General features: G+C 64.7%; 12 protein-coding genes and 1 pseudogene. 2 read left to right on the top strand and 11 right to left on the bottom strand.

Features of this window, described 5'->3' with window-relative positions:
- Window positions 1-395 (bottom strand): NAD-dependent epimerase/dehydratase family protein (locus tag WCB02_RS29040; protein ID WP_423963203.1); only part of this gene is annotated, 395 nt, incomplete at its 3' end.
- A gap of 274 nt (window positions 396-669) precedes the next feature.
- Between WCB02_RS29040 and WCB02_RS29035 the strand changes: the two genes are divergently transcribed.
- Window positions 670-1,650: an SMP-30/gluconolactonase/LRE family protein gene (locus WCB02_RS29035; protein WP_423963200.1), complete on the top strand. Its 981-nt coding sequence runs from the start codon at window positions 670-672 to the stop codon at window positions 1,648-1,650.
- A 133-nt stretch (window positions 1,651-1,783) separates the two neighbouring features.
- On the opposite strand, the gene WCB02_RS29030 is transcribed toward WCB02_RS29035, so the two are convergent.
- The 3 genes from WCB02_RS29030 to WCB02_RS29020 form a co-directional block, all read right to left on the bottom strand.
- Complete coding sequence (locus WCB02_RS29030; RefSeq protein WP_423963198.1) at window positions 1,784-2,905, bottom strand: mandelate racemase/muconate lactonizing enzyme family protein; 1,122 nt, start codon at window positions 2,903-2,905, stop codon at window positions 1,784-1,786.
- A 292-nt stretch (window positions 2,906-3,197) separates the two neighbouring features.
- A complete protein-coding gene (locus WCB02_RS29025) occupies window positions 3,198-4,628 on the bottom strand; it encodes an aldehyde dehydrogenase family protein (RefSeq protein ID WP_423963196.1) in 1,431 nt (476 codons plus the stop codon).
- Window positions 4,629-4,899: 271 nt separating this feature from the next.
- The gene (locus WCB02_RS29020) at window positions 4,900-7,266 is read right to left on the bottom strand and encodes a transketolase (protein WP_423963194.1); all 2,367 of its coding nucleotides are present in this window, start codon (window positions 7,264-7,266) and stop codon (window positions 4,900-4,902) included.
- A gap of 136 nt (window positions 7,267-7,402) precedes the next feature.
- Here WCB02_RS29020 and WCB02_RS29015 point away from each other — a divergent pair, with 136 nt between their 5' ends.
- Window positions 7,403-7,864 carry an Lrp/AsnC family transcriptional regulator gene (locus WCB02_RS29015; RefSeq protein ID WP_423963192.1) on the top strand — a complete coding sequence of 154 codons (462 nt, stop codon included), beginning with the start codon at window positions 7,403-7,405 and terminating at the stop codon, window positions 7,862-7,864.
- Window positions 7,865-7,866: 2 nt separating this feature from the next.
- Here the strand turns inward: WCB02_RS29015 and WCB02_RS29010 are convergent, their stop codons facing one another.
- The 7 genes and pseudogenes from WCB02_RS29010 to WCB02_RS28980 form a co-directional block, all read right to left on the bottom strand.
- Window positions 7,867-8,811 (bottom strand): DMT family transporter, encoded by a 945-nt coding sequence (locus tag WCB02_RS29010; protein WP_423963206.1) that lies wholly within the window; start codon window positions 8,809-8,811, stop codon window positions 7,867-7,869.
- Window positions 8,812-9,044: 233 nt separating this feature from the next.
- The gene (locus tag WCB02_RS29005; protein WP_423963189.1) at window positions 9,045-9,884 is read right to left on the bottom strand and encodes an aldo/keto reductase; all 840 of its coding nucleotides are present in this window, start codon (window positions 9,882-9,884) and stop codon (window positions 9,045-9,047) included.
- Between the two features lie 124 nt (window positions 9,885-10,008).
- A complete protein-coding gene (locus WCB02_RS29000) occupies window positions 10,009-10,929 on the bottom strand; it encodes an SMP-30/gluconolactonase/LRE family protein (protein WP_423963186.1) in 921 nt (306 codons plus the stop codon).
- A gap of 193 nt (window positions 10,930-11,122) precedes the next feature.
- Window positions 11,123-13,834: a molybdopterin-dependent oxidoreductase gene (locus tag WCB02_RS28995; protein WP_423963184.1), complete on the bottom strand. Its 2,712-nt coding sequence runs from the start codon at window positions 13,832-13,834 to the stop codon at window positions 11,123-11,125.
- A 14-nt stretch (window positions 13,835-13,848) separates the two neighbouring features.
- A complete protein-coding gene (locus tag WCB02_RS28990; protein ID WP_423963182.1) occupies window positions 13,849-15,066 on the bottom strand; it encodes an NAD(P)/FAD-dependent oxidoreductase in 1,218 nt (405 codons plus the stop codon).
- A gap of 6 nt (window positions 15,067-15,072) precedes the next feature.
- Entirely contained in the window at window positions 15,073-15,498 is a 426-nt protein-coding gene (locus WCB02_RS28985) for a globin family protein (protein ID WP_423963180.1), read from the bottom strand.
- Window positions 15,499-15,627: 129 nt separating this feature from the next.
- Window positions 15,628-16,095 (bottom strand): annotated as a pseudogene (locus WCB02_RS28980) (MFS transporter); the annotation flags it as partial.
- Between the last annotated feature and the right edge of the window lie 88 nt (window positions 16,096-16,183).

The following is a 16,183-nucleotide window of genomic DNA, read 5'->3' as shown; positions in this document are numbered from 1 at the left end:
CTGTCGGGCCGCGGCGTCACGTCGGTGCCGATATGGTGATGGCGCGGATAAAAGCCGATCGCATGGTTCGATGAGGCGAACACCACGCGCTTGACGCCTTTTTTGCGCGCCGCCTCGAACAGATTGTAGCAGCCGATGATGTTGGATTGCAGGATGTTCTCCCAGGGACCTTCGACCGAATAGCCGCCGAAATGCAGGATGCCGTCAACGCCCTCGCAGATCGCCTCGACCTGGGCGGGATCGGCAAGATCGGCCGCCTTGAATTTTTCATCTTTGCCGAGACCGGCCGGCGCCTTGATGTCGCTGAGCACGAGATCCGGATAGATCGGCGGCAGCAGTCTTCGCAAGGCTGTGCCGATTCCCCCCGATGCGCCGGTCATCAATATGCGTGGCATTTCGTCCCTCGTTCTTGCAGCATTGGATGGATTATGGCCCGGCGGGCGCAGCGCGGCAAGCGATCAGCGCCGAGCGGTCAGAACCGAGACAAAGTCAGCGTCATGCCCCGCTGAGCCGGCCGCTGAGCCGGGGTACTCGGTGTTCACCGGCAGCAGTGGTTGCTGGATCAGCCTCCTTTGCGGGGGATGACGGCAGGAGCTGCGTCTGCTTGCTGCGGGACCAAGCGGATGATAGCACGTGCCGCCCGAGCAAACGCAACGACGAGAATAGCAAATGTCCGATTCAAACGCTCAGTCCCAGATGCACTCCCAGGGTTGGCGCCCGGCAAGCTATTATCCCGATCCCGCGATCCAGGCGCTCGACCCGCGCTTCGAGAAATATTGGCTGAAATTGTCCGCCGTGGAGCGGCTGGCGACGGGCCTGCGCTGGGCGGAGGGGCCGGTGTGGTTCGGCGACGGCCGTTATCTCTTGTGCAGCGACATTCCGAACCAGCGCATCCTCAAATGGGAAGAGGAAACCGGCGCGATCAGCGTCTTCCGCAAGCCATCGAATTTCGCCAATGGCAACACCCGCGACCGCCAAGGCCGGCTCGTCACCTGCGAACATGGCGGCCGCCGCGTGGTGCGCACCGAATATGACGGCTCCTCGACCGTCCTGATCGACTCGTTCGACGGCAAGCGGCTCAACTCGCCCAATGACGTGGTCGTGAAGTCCGACGGCTCGATCTGGTTCACCGATCCCGTATTCGGGCTGCTCGGCAATTACGAGGGCTACAAGGCCGAACCCGAGATCGACGCCAATGTCTACCGGATCGACGGCAAGACGGGCAAAGCCAAGGTCGTCGCCGAAGGCGTGCTGGGGCCGAACGGGCTGTGCTTCTCGCCGGACGAGAAAATCCTCTACATCGTGGAGTCCCGCGGCGTGCCGAACCGCAAGATCCTGGCCTATGACGTCGCGGAGAACGGCGAGACGATTGCCAACAAGCGCGTGTTCATCGACGCCGGTCCTGGCACGCCCGACGGCATGCGCTGCGACATCGACGGCAATCTGTGGTGCGGCTGGGGCATGGGGGATCCGGAGCTCGACGGGGTGGTGGTGTTCGCACCCGACGGCGCCATGATCGGCCGCATCGCGCTGCCCGAGCGCTGCGCCAATCTGTGTTTCGGCGGCCTGAAGCGCAACCGGCTGTTCATGGCCGCGAGCCAGTCGATCTACGCGCTGTATGTCAACACGCAAGGCGCGCTCGGGGGATAGGTCATTGCAAGCGAAGCAATCCCGCCATCCGCGAGAAAGGTGGATCGCTTCGTCGCGGAGCCTGTGATCGGGCGGCGCTTTGTGCCGACCGGTTGGCTGCTCGCAATGATGGCGGTGGGCACATCGCCAAGAACTACATCGTCCGGTAGCGCACGATCGCTGCGAGATCAGGCGCGATACCGAGGCCAGGCGTGTCCGATAGCTCGATCTCGCCATCTCTGATGTCGGCGACGGCGCCGCAGAATTCGTCGCGCAGCGGATTGTCGTTGCTGTCGACCTCCAGAAGTCCGCCGTTGCAGGCGGCGAGCAGATGCGCCGAGGCCTGAAGGCCGATGCCGCCGCCGAGATAATGCGGACAATAGCTGCGTTTGGCGACGACGACGTCGTGCGCCACGGCGAGGCAGCCGGTGACGCCGCCCCATTTCGCGACGTCGGGCTGCACCACGCTCAACGCGCCCTCGGCCACCGCGGTCGCGAACGCGTCGCGGCCGGCGATGTTTTCGCCTCCGGCGAGCGGGATCGAAATCCGCTCCCTCAAAGCGTGCCACTCGCGCCACGGCCGGTCCGCGCGCAGCGGCTCTTCCAGCCACGCCAGCGCGTAATCCCCAAGCCGCGGCGCCTGCGCCAGCGCCTGATCGATCGACCAGCCCTGATTGACATCGGCGGCGAGCGGAAGTTCGCCGATCAGTCGCCGCAAATCCCGCAGGTTGCCGCGGTCGCGCTCGGCGCCGAAACCGATCTTCAGTTTGAAGGCGCGATGACCGCGGCGCATCGCCCGTTCCGCCATCGCCACGCTGCCCTCGGGATTGATGCCGCTGGCATAGACGCGCATGCGCGGCGAATCGCCGCCGAGCAGGCGCCACAGCGGCGTCCTGGCGCGCCGCGCGAACAGGTCCCACAATGCGATGTCGATGCCGGCGATGGCCTGCGCGAACGGCCCCTGCTCGCCCGACTGCAGCGCCAGCACCGATGTCGCGGCGCTGAGATGGTCGAACATTTCTGACGGATGCGCCACCGCGCGCCCGCACAGCATCGGCGCCAGTGTCTCATTGATCAGCCGCGCGCGATGCTCGGCGCCGACCGAGGGGAAATTGCACCACACTTCGCCAAAACCCTGTTCGCCGTCCTCGTCTTCGATGCGCACGAACAGCGCCGGGCGGTCGTTCATGCGGCCGAAAGAGGTCACGACCGGGACGGCCAGCGGATAGCGGTAGCAGAACGCTTGCAGGCTTTTGATCTTGAAGGACGAGGCCATGGGGGATGCATCTCAACAGGTCGTGCCGGCGAACGCCGGGAACTTATACCGGGCAATCTCGCGAGAGCGAAAAGCGGTAGACGCTTTTCGCAAAACCGAAACCTGCGGGATCGCGATGAGCGCAAGCGCTCACGCGGGGATCGCGATGAGCGCAGGCGCTCACTCGGGGGTTCCCGCCTTCGCGGGGACGACACCGACTGTGTGTGGCGTCCGGACGCCAACGACGCGCCGGACAGCAAAACGCCGGAGCGGCCGTGCGGCTCCGGCGCCGTATCGTTATCCTACGCAGCGGTTACGCCGCGTTGAAGCCGGCGACCGCCTTCGCTTCAAGATATTCTTCCATGCCGTACTTGCCCCATTCGCGGCCGTTGCCGGACTGCTTGTAGCCGCCGAACGGCGCGGTGCGATCGTTCGGCACGCCCTGCAAATTGACGTTGCCTGCGCGGATCTGGCGACCGACCTTGCGCGCGCGCTCGACCGTGCCGGCGGAGACGTAGCCGGCGAGTCCGTAGGGCGTGTCATTGGCGATCTTGACCGCTTCCGCCTCGTCCTTGGCGCCGAGGATGGTGAGCACCGGCCCGAAGATTTCCTCGCGTGCGATCGTCATGTCGTTGGTGACGTCGGCGAAGATGGTCGGGCGGACATAGAAGCCCTTGTTGACACCTTCGGGCAGACCCAGACCGCCGGCGACCAGCGTGGCGCCTTCCTCGATGCCCTTGTTGATCAGCGCCTGGATCTTGTCCCACTGGCCGCGGTTGACCACGGGGCCGATCGTGGTGCCTTCGGCGCGGGGATCGCCGGCCTTGGTCTTGTCGGCGACGGCCTTGGCGATCGCGGCCACTTCCTTCATCTTCGACAGCGGCACGATCATTCGCGACGGCGCGTTGCAGGACTGCCCGGAATTGTTGAACATGTGCATGACGCCGCCGGTCACCGCCTTGGTCAGGTCGGCATCGTCGAGGATCACGTTCGGCGACTTGCCGCCGAGTTCCTGGCTGATGCGCTTCACGGTCGGCGCGGCGCGCTTGGCGACATCGACGCCGGCGCGGGTCGATCCGGTGAACGAGATCATGTCGATGTCGGGGTGCTCGCTCATGGCGGCGCCGACTTCGGGACCGAGGCCGTTGATCAGGTTGAACACGCCCTTCGGCACGCCGGCTTCATGCAGGATCTCCGCGAAGATCAAGGCCGATGTCGGGGTGAATTCCGAGGGCTTCAGGATCATGGTGCAGCCGGCGGCAAGCGCGGGCGCGACCTTGCAGGCGATCTGGTTCAAGGGCCAGTTCCAGGGCGTGATCATGCCCACCACGCCGACCGGCTCGCGCAGCACCACGGCGCTGCCATAGGGCTCCTCAAAATGATAGTTCTTCAGCACGTCCAGCGTGGACATCAGATGGCCGAGGCCGGCGCCGGCCTGCAGCTTTTCCGCCATCGGCAACGGGGCGCCCATCTCGTCGGAGACGGAGGCGCCGATCTCCTTCATGCGGCCCTTGTAGACCTCGATGATCTTGGAGAGCAGCGCGATGCGTTCCTCACGGCTGGTCTGCGAATAGGTCTCGAAGGCGCGGCGGGCGGCAGCGACCGCCTTGTCGACGTCGGCCTTGGAGCCGAGCGCAACCTCATACATCGCTTCTTCGGTCGCCGGATTGACGACGGGCGTGGACTTCTTGACGACGGGATCGACCCAGGCGCCGTCGATGTAGAATTGCATGCGGTTGACCATCGGAAACCTCTTGATGTCAGGGCGGAGGTAAAAGGGGGAACGGAAAGCGTTCGGCAATCATCCTTGCACGAAAGCCCCCTGGATTGAACCCGCCATATGCGGACGCCAGCGATGCGGCTACGCTGCATGTAAGGTCGGGGGTGTGACGCGCGCAAGGCTTTGGCGTCATTCCGGGATGCGCCTCCCGGCACAGGCCCAAATCCATGCTCACGATGGTGGTTATGGATTCCGGGCTCGCACTTCGCCCGCCCCGGGATGACCGCGTCGAGGTTCAAACCGCCATTTTGCGATGCAGCACGGGTGCACCGGCGGTCAAGACTTCGGCAGCGTCGATGATGGCGTTGGCATCGATGCCGTAGTGACGGTAGAGATCGCCGATGGTGCCGGTCTGGCCGAAATGCTCGACACCGAGCGCTTCCACGCGGTGGCCACGCACGCTGCCGAGCCAGCCCAGCGCCGCCGGATGGCCGTCGATCACGGTGACGATGCCGCAGTCGCGCGGCAGGGGCGCCAGCAATTGCTCGATATGGCTCAGATGCTCGACGCCGCGGCGATCGCGGCGCAGCTTTCGCGCCGCGGTCCACCCTGCATGCAGCCGGTCGACCGAGGTGATCGCCAGCAGCCCGACATCGCGGCGGCTTTCGCCGATGAAGCCGGTCGCCTCGATCGCCTCCGGCGCCACCGCGCCGGTATAGGCCACCACGACCTCGGCGTTGGGCCCGGGCGCGCGCAGCCAATAGGCGCCGTCGGTGATGGCCTCACGCAGGTTATGCCCGATCTGCCGCTGCGGCTGCTCGATGCTGCGCGTCGACAGCCGCAGATAGACCGAACCGCCCTCGCCGGCATCACGCTGCATGTGCAGAAATCCCCAGCCCATGATGATGGCGAGTTCGTCGACGAAGGCCGGCTCGAACGACGCCAGCCCGTCCTGCGCCATGCCGATCAGCGGCGTCGCGATCGATTGATGCGCTCCGCCCTCCGGGGCCAGCGTGATGCCCGAGGGCGTCGCCGCCACCATGAACCGCGCATCCTGGTAGCAGGCATAGTTCAGCGCATCGAGGCCGCGCTCGATGAAGGGATCGTACAGCGTGCCGACCGGCAACAGCCGCGCACCATTGATGTGATGCGACAGCCCGAGCGCCGACAGCAGGATGAACAGGTTCATCTCGGCGATGCCGAGCTCCATGTGCTGGCCCTTTGGCGACGCATCCCAGTTGAAGGTCGATGGAATCTTCTCGCTGCGGAACAGATCGGCTGTTGCGGCGCTGGCGAACAGCCCGCGCCGGTTGACCCAGGCGCCGAGATTGGTCGAGACCGTGACGTCGGGTGAGGCGGTGACGATGCGCGCGGCAAGCTCGGTGTTGCCGCGCGCAAGCTCGTTGAGCACGAGGCCAAAACCCTGCTGGGTCGACATCTGCGGCGACGGCGCGAAGGCAAGTTTTGCCGGCACCTCGATCACGGGCGCGGACAACCGCCGCGGCTCCCCGCGATTGAACGGCACGCCGGCGAGCAACGCCTCGAGCTCGGCTCTATCCTGCGCCAGCCCCTCGAATTTCTCCCACTCATGGCCAGGGCGGATATTCTGGGAGGTGCGCCACTTTTCCATCTGGGCCACCGTCATCAGACCGGCATGGTTGTCCTTGTGGCCCTGGAACGGCAGGCCGACGCCCTTGATGGTGTAGGCGATGAAGCAGACCGGGCGATCGTGATCGATCGCCTCGAAGGCCTCGAGCATGCTCGCCATGTCGTGACCGCCGAGATTTGACATCAGCGCCAGCAGTCCGTCGTCGCTGCGCCGGCCGATCAGTTTCGACACCTCGCCCTGATCGCCGATCTCGTCCTCGAGATGTTTCCGGAACGCGGCGCCGCCCTGGAAGCAGAGCGCGGCATACATCTGGTTCGGGCAGCTGTCGATCCAGCGCCGCAGCGCCTCGCCGCCAGGCTCGGCGAAGGCCTCGCGCATCAGGCTGCCATATTTCACGATGACCACGTCCCAGCCGAAATTGCGGAACATGGTTTCGAACTTCTCCCACAGCCCCTCGCGCACGACGGCGTCGAGGCTCTGGCGGTTGTAGTCGACCACCCACCAGGTGTTGCGCAGACCGTGCTTCCAGCCTTCCAGCAGGGCCTCGAAGATGTTGCCCTCATCCATCTCGGCATCACCGACCAGCGCGATCATGCGCCCTTCGCGACGCTGCTTCATCCAGCCATGCGCCTTGACGTAGTCCTGCACCAGCGAGGCGAACAGCGTCTGCGCCACACCGAGTCCGACCGAGCCGGTCGAGAAATCGACGTCGTCGGTGTCCTTGGTGCGCGACGGATAGGACTGCGCACCCGTGAAGCCGCGAAAATTCTCCAGTCTGTCGCGGGTCTGCCGTCCGAACAGATATTGAATGGCGTGAAACACCGGGCTCGCGTGCGGCTTGACCGCGACGCGGTCCTCCGGGCGCAGCACGCTGAAATACAGCGCCGACATGATGGTGGCGAGCGAGGCCGAGGACGCCTGATGACCGCCGACCTTCAACCCGTCGCTGTTGGGGCGGATGTGGTTGGCGTGATGGATGGTCCACGACGACAGCCACAGCACCTTGCGGGCCAGCGCAGACAACAGTTCGAGGCGTCTGTTATCGATCGCCATGGCGGCCCTCCCAAGCTTCGGACTTATCCGGATGTTAACTCTGTGCTGGTCACGAAAAATCCCAAATTTTCGCGCCATATCTGCCTAAATTAGGATATTATCTCAACAATTGGCATCAATCGGCAGATTTGTCCCAATGACGACGCTCGACGCCATCGACCGCAGAATCCTGTCCTTGCTGCAATCGGACGGCCGCATCACCATGCAGGAGCTCGCCGACAAGGTCGGGCTGTCGGTCTCGCCGTGCCACCGCCGCGTCAAGCTCCTGGAGCAGCGCGGCGTCATCACGCGTTACATCGCGACCGTCGACCAGAAATCGGTCGGCCTGCATGTCAGCGTCTTCATCTCGATCAAGCTGGCGCGGCAGAAGGAGGAAGACCTCAATCGCTTCGAGAAGGCGATCTCGCAATGGGAGGAAATCCTGGAATGCTACCTGATGACGGGCAACCGCGACTATCTGTTGCGCGTGGTCGCCGCCGACCTCTCCTCCTATGAAGCGTTCCTGAAGAACAAGCTGACGCGGCTCGACGGCATCGCCTCGATCGAGTCGAGTTTCGCGCTGAGCCAGGTGAAATATTCCATCGCGCTGCCGGTGTGAACTTACGCATTAGGCGACAGTTCGCCGGTCGCCTGCAGTAGTTGCGAGCGCCGCACCCGCTCGCGATGCGCGGTGTACAGGCCGCTGGAGACGATGAAGACGGCGCCGACTACGGTCCAGTGATCCGGCACCTCGCCGAAGATCAGGAAGCCGAGGATCGAGACCCACATCAGCTGCGTGTAGGAAAATGGCGCCAGCACCGAGGCATCCGCATAGCGGAACGCCAGCACGACGATCCATTGCCCGGTGGTCGAGGCGATGCCGACCAGGAGCCCGAAAGCGATGTCGTGCCAGCTCGGCGCGATCCAGACGAACGGCACCAGTGCGGAGAGAATACCCAGGCCCGCAAGCGACGAATAGGTCATGGTCGTGACCGAATGCTCTCGCCCGCTCATCATCCGCGTCATGACCAGCGTAAAGGCCCAGCACAGCGCCGAGACCAGCGGGAAGAACGCGGCGGCATGAAACGCGCTGGTGCCCGGCCGCAGGATGATCAGGACGCCGACCAGGCCCGTAGCGGTCGCGAGCCAGCGGCGAATGCCGACGCTCTCGGAGAGCAGCCCAATCGACAGCGCAGTGACGAACAGCGGCGACACGAAGCTGGTGGCGGAGGCCTCAGCGATCGGCAGATAGCGCAGCCCGGTGATGAAGAACAATGACGAGCCCAGCAGCGCCGCACCGCGCATCAGCTGCAAGCCCAGGCAAGTCGTGCGCAGGGCAAACAGCCTGCTGCGGGGCACCATCGCCGGCAGCATGATCAGCGTGAACACCAGGAAGCGGATCCAGGCGATCTCGACCGACGGTAGACTTGCCGACAGATATTTCGCGGTAAGGTCGGAAATCCCGAGAAACACCGTCGAGGCCAGGATCAGCGCGATCCCCTTGAAAGGATGATCGGCGCGGACCGGCGCATGACGCGAGGCGGATTTTTTCGACGGCAAAGACACTTTGGACAAAGGCGATTCTGGCAAAGGCTCACGCAAGGGCACTGGCTCAGGCAAGACTGCGCTGTCCAGCCCCGTGGCTGCGGCGGTTGGTGGTGTCACGGGCGAAACTCGGGCGCTTAATGAAGCGAATCGGCGAGCACTCACACAACGACAACGGGAGTCCGACCACAAGATCCGAAACCAGGCAGCCGATATGCGGGATTGCAGAAATCATTCGTCATAAATCTTGTGCGTCACAGCATCGGCAAATGGCGCGGCTTGGGCCCTTGCGGAAACGCCTTGTCAAGCGCGGCTATTTCAATTTCGCTCAGCTTCAGATCTCCGGCGGCGGCATTGTCGGCGACATGTTCGGCCGTGGACGCTTTCGGAATCGCGAACACGGATTGCGCGCGGGTGAGGAACGCCAGCGCGACCTGGCGCTCGGACGCGCCATGCGTCTGTGCGATCTTCTTCAACAGCTCGCCCGCCTTGCTGCGCGACGCGGGAAAATCGTTGTGGCCGAATGGCGAATAGCCGACCACGGCAAGTCCGTGCCGGTCGCACCACGGGATTACCGCGTGCTCGATGGCGCGCTCCTGCAAATGATACAGCACCTGATTGCAGGCGATCCGGCCCTCGCCGGCAACTTCGAGCAATTCATCGAGATCGCCGACATCGAAATTGCTGACACCCCAGGACCGGATCTTGCCGGCATGCACGAGGTCCTCGAACGCGGCGACCGTGTCGGCCAGCGGATAGGAGCCCCGCCAATGCAACAAATAGCAATCGAGCCGGTCGGTGTTCAGCCGCTTCAGCGAGCGTTCGCAGGCGGTGATCGTGCCGCGCCGCGACGCGTTGCTGGGCAGCACCTTCGAGACCAGAAAAACCTCGTCGCGCCGGCCGGCGATGGCGTCAGCGATGACAAGCTCGGCATCGCCATACATCTCCGCAGTGTCGATGTGGGTCATGCCGAGATCGATGCCGCGCCGCAGCGCTTCGATCGCGCCCTTGCGGTCGCCGCGATCGAGATACCAGGTGCCCTGCCCGATCACGGACACGCTCGAGCCGAAACGACCGAATTGCTGTTGTCTCACGTTGAACCTCTAATGCTTGCCCAGACTCGTCATTGCGAGTCGCAGCGTCGCGCCAACGCGCGCCCAATGACAGGCTCCATAAGCAATCCATGCTTCCGACCGGATGGATGGATTGCTTCGTCGCTCACGCTCTTTGCAATGAGGCATCGAGAGACCCGATGTCCGCGACCAGCACCGTGCCGGTCGCCGATTCCGTGATGTAGAGACGATCGCGCCGCTTTCCGCCGATCGCGACATTGGTGCAGGTCGAGCCTCTGCAGGACTTGATGCGCGCGATCAATTCACCATTGGCGGCGAACACGAAAACATGACCGAGCGAGGCGTGCGCGACGAACAGCCGGCCGGAATCGTCCATGGTCACGCCGTCAGGACCACTCGCACCGAACATCGAACAGAAGCGGCCGACCTTCGACACGCTGCCATCTCTCATGAACGGCAGGCGCCACACCGCGTTGTCGCGCGTCATGGCCACGAACAACACCGTCTCATTGGCATCGAGCACGAGACCGTTCGGGCTAATGCCGGTCGAGAGCAGGCAGTCGAGCCGTCCGCTCGCCGACAGCCGGTAGACCCGCCCGGTCGGATCGTGCAGGCCGGTCTGACCCTGGTCGGTGAAAAAGATGTCACCATTTTTGGCGATATGCAGATCGTTGCAGCCCCTGAACGATTCCGAGTTGCGGGAGGTCAGGACGGATTGCATCCGGGCCGCCTCGACATCGAGTTCCATGAGGCCGTGCCGGTAATCGGCGACGAGAATGCGGCCGTCGGTGGCGATCTTGAGCCCGTTCGGCCAGCCGTCATATTCAACCGCGAGCGACCATGTGCCATCGGGCGCGATTCTGAAGATGCGGCCAAAGGGAATGTCGACGATATAGAGGTTGCCGTCCGCGTCGAACGACGGCCCCTCGATGAAGCAGTCGATCGGATGACCGGGCCGGTTGGCGTCGGCCCATTCGGTGCGCACACCCTTGCGCCTGAACCGATCCGGCATCGAGGAAAATATTTCCGTCTCGATCAGCCGTGGCGGCGCTTCCAGATAGAGCATTTTCTTGTTTTTACCTGTGCTGGCAGGATGGCGGCAGCATAGCGCAGATCACAGGCGGCGTCGATCGGTTCGTTGGGATCCTCCGAGCTACAGTGCTCGCGCTCCACGCTCTTTCGCAGGGCGAGACCAGCAAGATCGCGCCGCCACGAGGACATTGTGGAGCCCGCCCGCAGCGCCACTCAGTTCGCAATCGTCAATTCGCGATCGCCAGCCGGCGCTGCTCCGTGACATCGGTCTGCACGATCAGCCGCTTCAGTTCCGGAATGCAGGAGCCGCAATTGGTGCCGGCCTTGAGTTTTGCGCCGATCTCCGATGCGGTGCGGGCGCCGGCCGTGATCACGCCGCAAATCGTGTTGCGGCCGACGCCGAAGCAGGCGCAGACGATCGGACCCGCGCTCGCCATGCCCTCGGTCGAGCGGCCCGACAGCAGCAGGCGGCGCTGGTCGTCGTCGAGCGCCTCGGCCGCGAACAGGGTTTTCACCACATTCCAGTCGCCGGCGTCGTGCGCCGGTCCGACGAACAGGCAGGTCTCGATGCGCTCGCCGGCGAACAAGGCGGCGCGATAGACGCCGCCGCCGAAGTCGCGATATTCGGCGAGATCACAGCCAGCAGCCTGCTCGAGCCAGGAGGGCCAGCGCGATAGATCGCCATTGTCGGCAAACAGATAGCCGTGGCCGCCGGCGACGGTGGCGCGCGCCCACCACAGGTTCGGCGGCAAACGCAATTGCCTGCGCGACAGCACGAAGCCGCGGAAGACGTATTCGTAAGGCGCGATCGATGCCGGCGTCGCCTTGCTTTCGGGCTGGCCGGAAAACGGATCGGTGAACGGCGCCACCAGCGCGCCAATCCGCCCACCCGAACAGTTCGCTTCGCTCCAGTGGATCGGCACGAACAGCGCGCCGCGCTGCTGCCGGTCACTGACCTTGACGCGCAGGATGCACTGCCCGTAATCGGTGACGATACGGGCGAAACCATCGTCGACGACGCCGAAATTCGCGGCGTCCGCGGGATGGACTTCGACGAACGGCTCGGGCAGATGCGCACCGAGCCGCTGGCTCAGGCCAGTGCGAGTCATGGTGTGCCACTGGTCGCGGATGCGGCCGGTGTTGAGCCGGAGCGGCCGTCCGGGATTGGTCTCGGCGCGCAGCGCCGGCACGTCGGGGGCGATGAAGCGCGCCTTGCGGTCATGGGCGAAGAAGCGGCCGTCGGCGAAGAAGCGCTCCTGCTGCCGGCTGTCGTCCTCACGCATCGGCCACAGTACCGGATTCATCGCCTCGAACGCCTCATCCGACAGCGCCTGGAGGCCGCCGATATCGAAGTCGCGGGCGCCGTTGTTCTCGAACGCCGACAACGCCGCATGCTCGCGGAAGACGTCGGCCACTGATTTGAAATCGAACGCAGCGCCGAACTCCATCCGCTTCGCCACTTCGCTGACGATCCACCAATCCGGCCTGGTCTCGCCGGGCGGATCGATGAAGGCGCGCTGCCGCGAGATGCGCCGCTCCGAATTGGTCACGGTGCCGGACTTTTCGCCCCAGGCCTGCGCCGGCAGCAGCACATGAGGGCCGGCCGCCACGGTGTCGTTGGAGCGGACGTTCTCCGACACCACGAACAGCTCGAGCTTCTTCAGCGCCTCCCGCGCGCGATCGGCATCGGGCAGCGACACCGCCGGGTTGGTACCGATCACCCACAGCGCCTTGATCTCGCCGCGCCCGATCGCCTCGAACATCTGCACCGCCTTCAGCCCCTCATGAGTGGCGATCCGCGGCGCCTTCCAGAACCGCCGTACGCGGTCGATGTCGGGTGGCGTGAAACCCATATGGGCGGCAAGCTGGTTGGCGAGGCCGCCGACCTCCCGGCCGCCCATCGCATTGGGCTGGCCGGTGAGCGAGAATGGCGAGGCGCCGAGCTTGCCGATGCGCCCGGTCGCAAGATGGCAATTCAGGATCGCATTGACCTTGTCGGTGCCCTGCGCCGACTGGTTGACGCCCTGCGAATACAGCGTAACCACGCGCTCGGTCTCGCGGAACATCCTGAAGAAGGCCGCGACATCGGTTTCCGACAGCCCGGTCGCAAGCGCGGTGGCAGCCGGGCTGCCGGCGATGCTCCGCGCACGCGCCAGCGCCTCGTCGAACCCCGTAGTGTGAAACTTGATATAGTCGCAGTCGAGCGCGCCGATGTCGGCGAGATGCACCAAGAGGCCGCTGAACAGCGCGGTGTCGGTGCCCGGCTTCACGCCCAGGAACAGATCGGCGTCGCCGGCGCTATCGGTTCGGCGCGGATCGATCACCACCATCCGCGCGCCGCGCTTCTGCTTGTTGGCGAGCATGCGCTGGAACAGCACCGGATGGCACCACGCCGCATTGGAGCCGACCAGCACCAACAGATCGGCCTCGTCGAGATCCTCATAGCAGCCCGGCACGGTGTCGGCGCCGAACGCGCGACGATGGCCAGCGACCGTCGAGGCCATACACAGCCGGGAATTGGTGTCGACATTGGCGGAGCCGATAAAACCCTTCATCAGCTTGTTGGCGACGTAATAGTCCTCGGTCAGCATCTGGCCCGAGAGATAGAACGCGACCGCCTTGGCGCCGTCGCGGGCGATGATGTGCTTGAACCGGTGCGCAACATGGTCGAGCGCGTCGCTCCACGCGACGGGCTCCAACACACCCTTGCAGCGGATCATCGGATAAAGCAGCCGATCCTCCAGGCCGAGGGTTTCGCCGAGCGCCGAGCCCTTCGAGCACAGCCGGCCGAAATTGGCGGGATGCTCGGGATCGCCGGAAATCGCGGCGCCCCCCTTGCCGTCGGGGGTGGCCAGCACGCCGCAACCGACACCGCAATAGGGACAGGTGGTGCGGGTGGCGCAAGCGGTGCGATCGACGGAGGTGAGAGCAGCGCTCATGGGAGGCACATTGGTCACGCGGCTTCGGGGGCAAGGGCGAGCGAACGGCCGAACATCATGGCCGTGCGGATTTTCGCGATCGATTGTCGATTGCGGATCAATTCGAGATACCAGAGCGCGTCACCGACATCGCCGATCAGGACCGCGCCGGTCAGCCGGCCATCGGCAACCACGAGCTTTTTGTAGGTGCCGCGCCTGACGTCATTCAGCAAGATGGACTCGCTGCCGTCGCTGCCCACGAAATCGCCGGCGGAGAACACACTGACGCCGGAAACCTTCAGGTTGGTCGAAACCACGCTGCCCCGATAGGCGGTGTCCTTGGCGGCGAGATGCCGCGCCAGCACCCGCGCCTGCTCATAGGCGGGCTCGACCAGGCCGTAGCAGATGCCGGCATGCTCGGCGCATTCGCCGAGCGCGAAGATGCCGGCCGCGCTGGTCTGCAGATGGTCGTCGACCACGATGCCGCGATTGACCTTGATGCCGGCGTCCCGGGCCAGAGCGACATTGGGCCGGATGCCGGCGGCGAAGATCACCGCATCGGCCGCGATCGACCGTCCATCGGCGAGCTGGACGCCCTCGACCCGCGCGGTGCCGTGAATGCGCGCGGTATTGGCATTGAGCAGAATTTCGATGCCCTTGCGCTCGACCAGTGATTTCAGCAGCGCCGCCGCCGGGGCGTCGAGCTGTCGATCCATCAGGCGGTCCATCAGATGGATCAGCGTCACCGCCGCGCCGGCCTTGGCAAGGCCGTAGGCCGCTTCCAGTCCCAACAGGCCGCCGCCGACCACGACCACGCGCTTCTTCTGCGCTGCCAGCGTCAGGAGAAGATCGACATCGCGGCTGTCGCGAAAGGTGTGCACGCCTGCGAGTTCCGCCCCGGGCACGTTGAGCCGCAGCGGCGACGAGCCGGTCGCGAACACCAGGCGGGAGAACTCGACGCTCTCCTCGCCCTCGATCTTCAGCTCGCGGCGGCCGACATCGACCTCGGTGGCGACGCAGCCATATTTGAGCGTGACGCCGCGATCGCGCCACCAACCGGCCGGCCGCAGCTCGATCTCGTGCGATGCGGTCTCACCCGCCAGCACCGACGACAACAGCACGCGGTTATAGGCGAGCCGCGGCTCATCGCCGATCACGGCGATGGCGTGGCGCCCGAGCGTGGTCTTGACCAGTTCGTCGACAAGCCGCGCGGCGGCCATGCCGTTGCCGACGATGACGAGCGGCTCACTCACGAAATTTCACTCCGCGGCCTGGGAACGGCCATAAGCCTGGCTGATCATGTAGCCGGACAAGGTGCCGTAGGCTTCGGTCCAGGCGGCGGCGACTTCGGGTGTCCAGCCATCGCCGAGTCCTTTCTCCAGCGTCCCCAACAGCGCCGAGCCGACCACCGGATAATGTTCAGGCTTCGCGCCATAGCCGACGTGGCGGATCGCGAGCGCGCTGGCCGCGGGCAGGACCGATTCAAGATTGGAGAGCCCGCTCACCACGATGGCCAAGGTCGCCATCAATTTCTTGCGCTGCTCGGCCATGTCGTCGGCAAACATCGCCCTGACCTGCGGGGCGATCTCGAACAGCCGGTCGTAGAACATCACCGCCGCCTGGTCGGCGATCGGTGCGACCTTGGAAAAACTGTCCTGCACGAGCTTGACTTGGGCGGGTGTCATTAGATGCTCCTCCAGCTTGGACTTTCTTGGACTTTCCGGCAGCTTCCCGACCCGATCGCCGGGACGGGGAAGCGAGCAACGACCTCGGTCGCCTCGGCGAGCCCCTCTGGTTCGCCGAGGTTGGCGTGGTTAGATGCGCGCCTGGGCCAAGCTCGGCGCGTGCGCGGTCTCCGGCGACTTGCGCAGGTAGAACACCCAGGTCAGCGCCAGACAGGCAGCGTAGAAGCCGAGATAGAACAGAAGCGCCAATTGCGGTCCGCCGGTGATGGCGATCGACTTGCCAAAGCCGCTCGGGATCAGATAGCCGCCGCAGGCACCGATCGCCCCGATGAAGCCCAGCGCTGCACCACTCTCAATGCTGGCGGTCTTGAGCGCCAAAGCCCGGCCTTCATCGCCCGTCCCCTTCGCCTTGTGCAGATTCTCCTCGCGGAAGATCGAGGGGATCATGCGGTAGGTCGAGCCATTACCGATGCCGGTGGTGACGAACAGGATCAGGAACATCACGAGAAAGCCCGCGAATTCCTTGTTCTCGACGAAATACAGCACGCCGATCGTGGCCGCCGCCATCGCGATGAAATTCCAGAAGGTGACGATTGAAGTGGACCCCGGAAATAGGACCATATGTTAAGGTGTGAAGCGTCCTGCTCTGTCTCAACCGATGGAGCCCGGATATGACGAAGTCACG

The organism is Bradyrhizobium sp., from assembly GCF_049581145.1.
GTDB lineage: Bacteria > Pseudomonadota > Alphaproteobacteria > Rhizobiales > Xanthobacteraceae > Bradyrhizobium.
The sequence above is the reverse complement of the archived record's forward strand: the minus strand, read 5'-3'. Positions and strand labels throughout refer to the sequence as shown.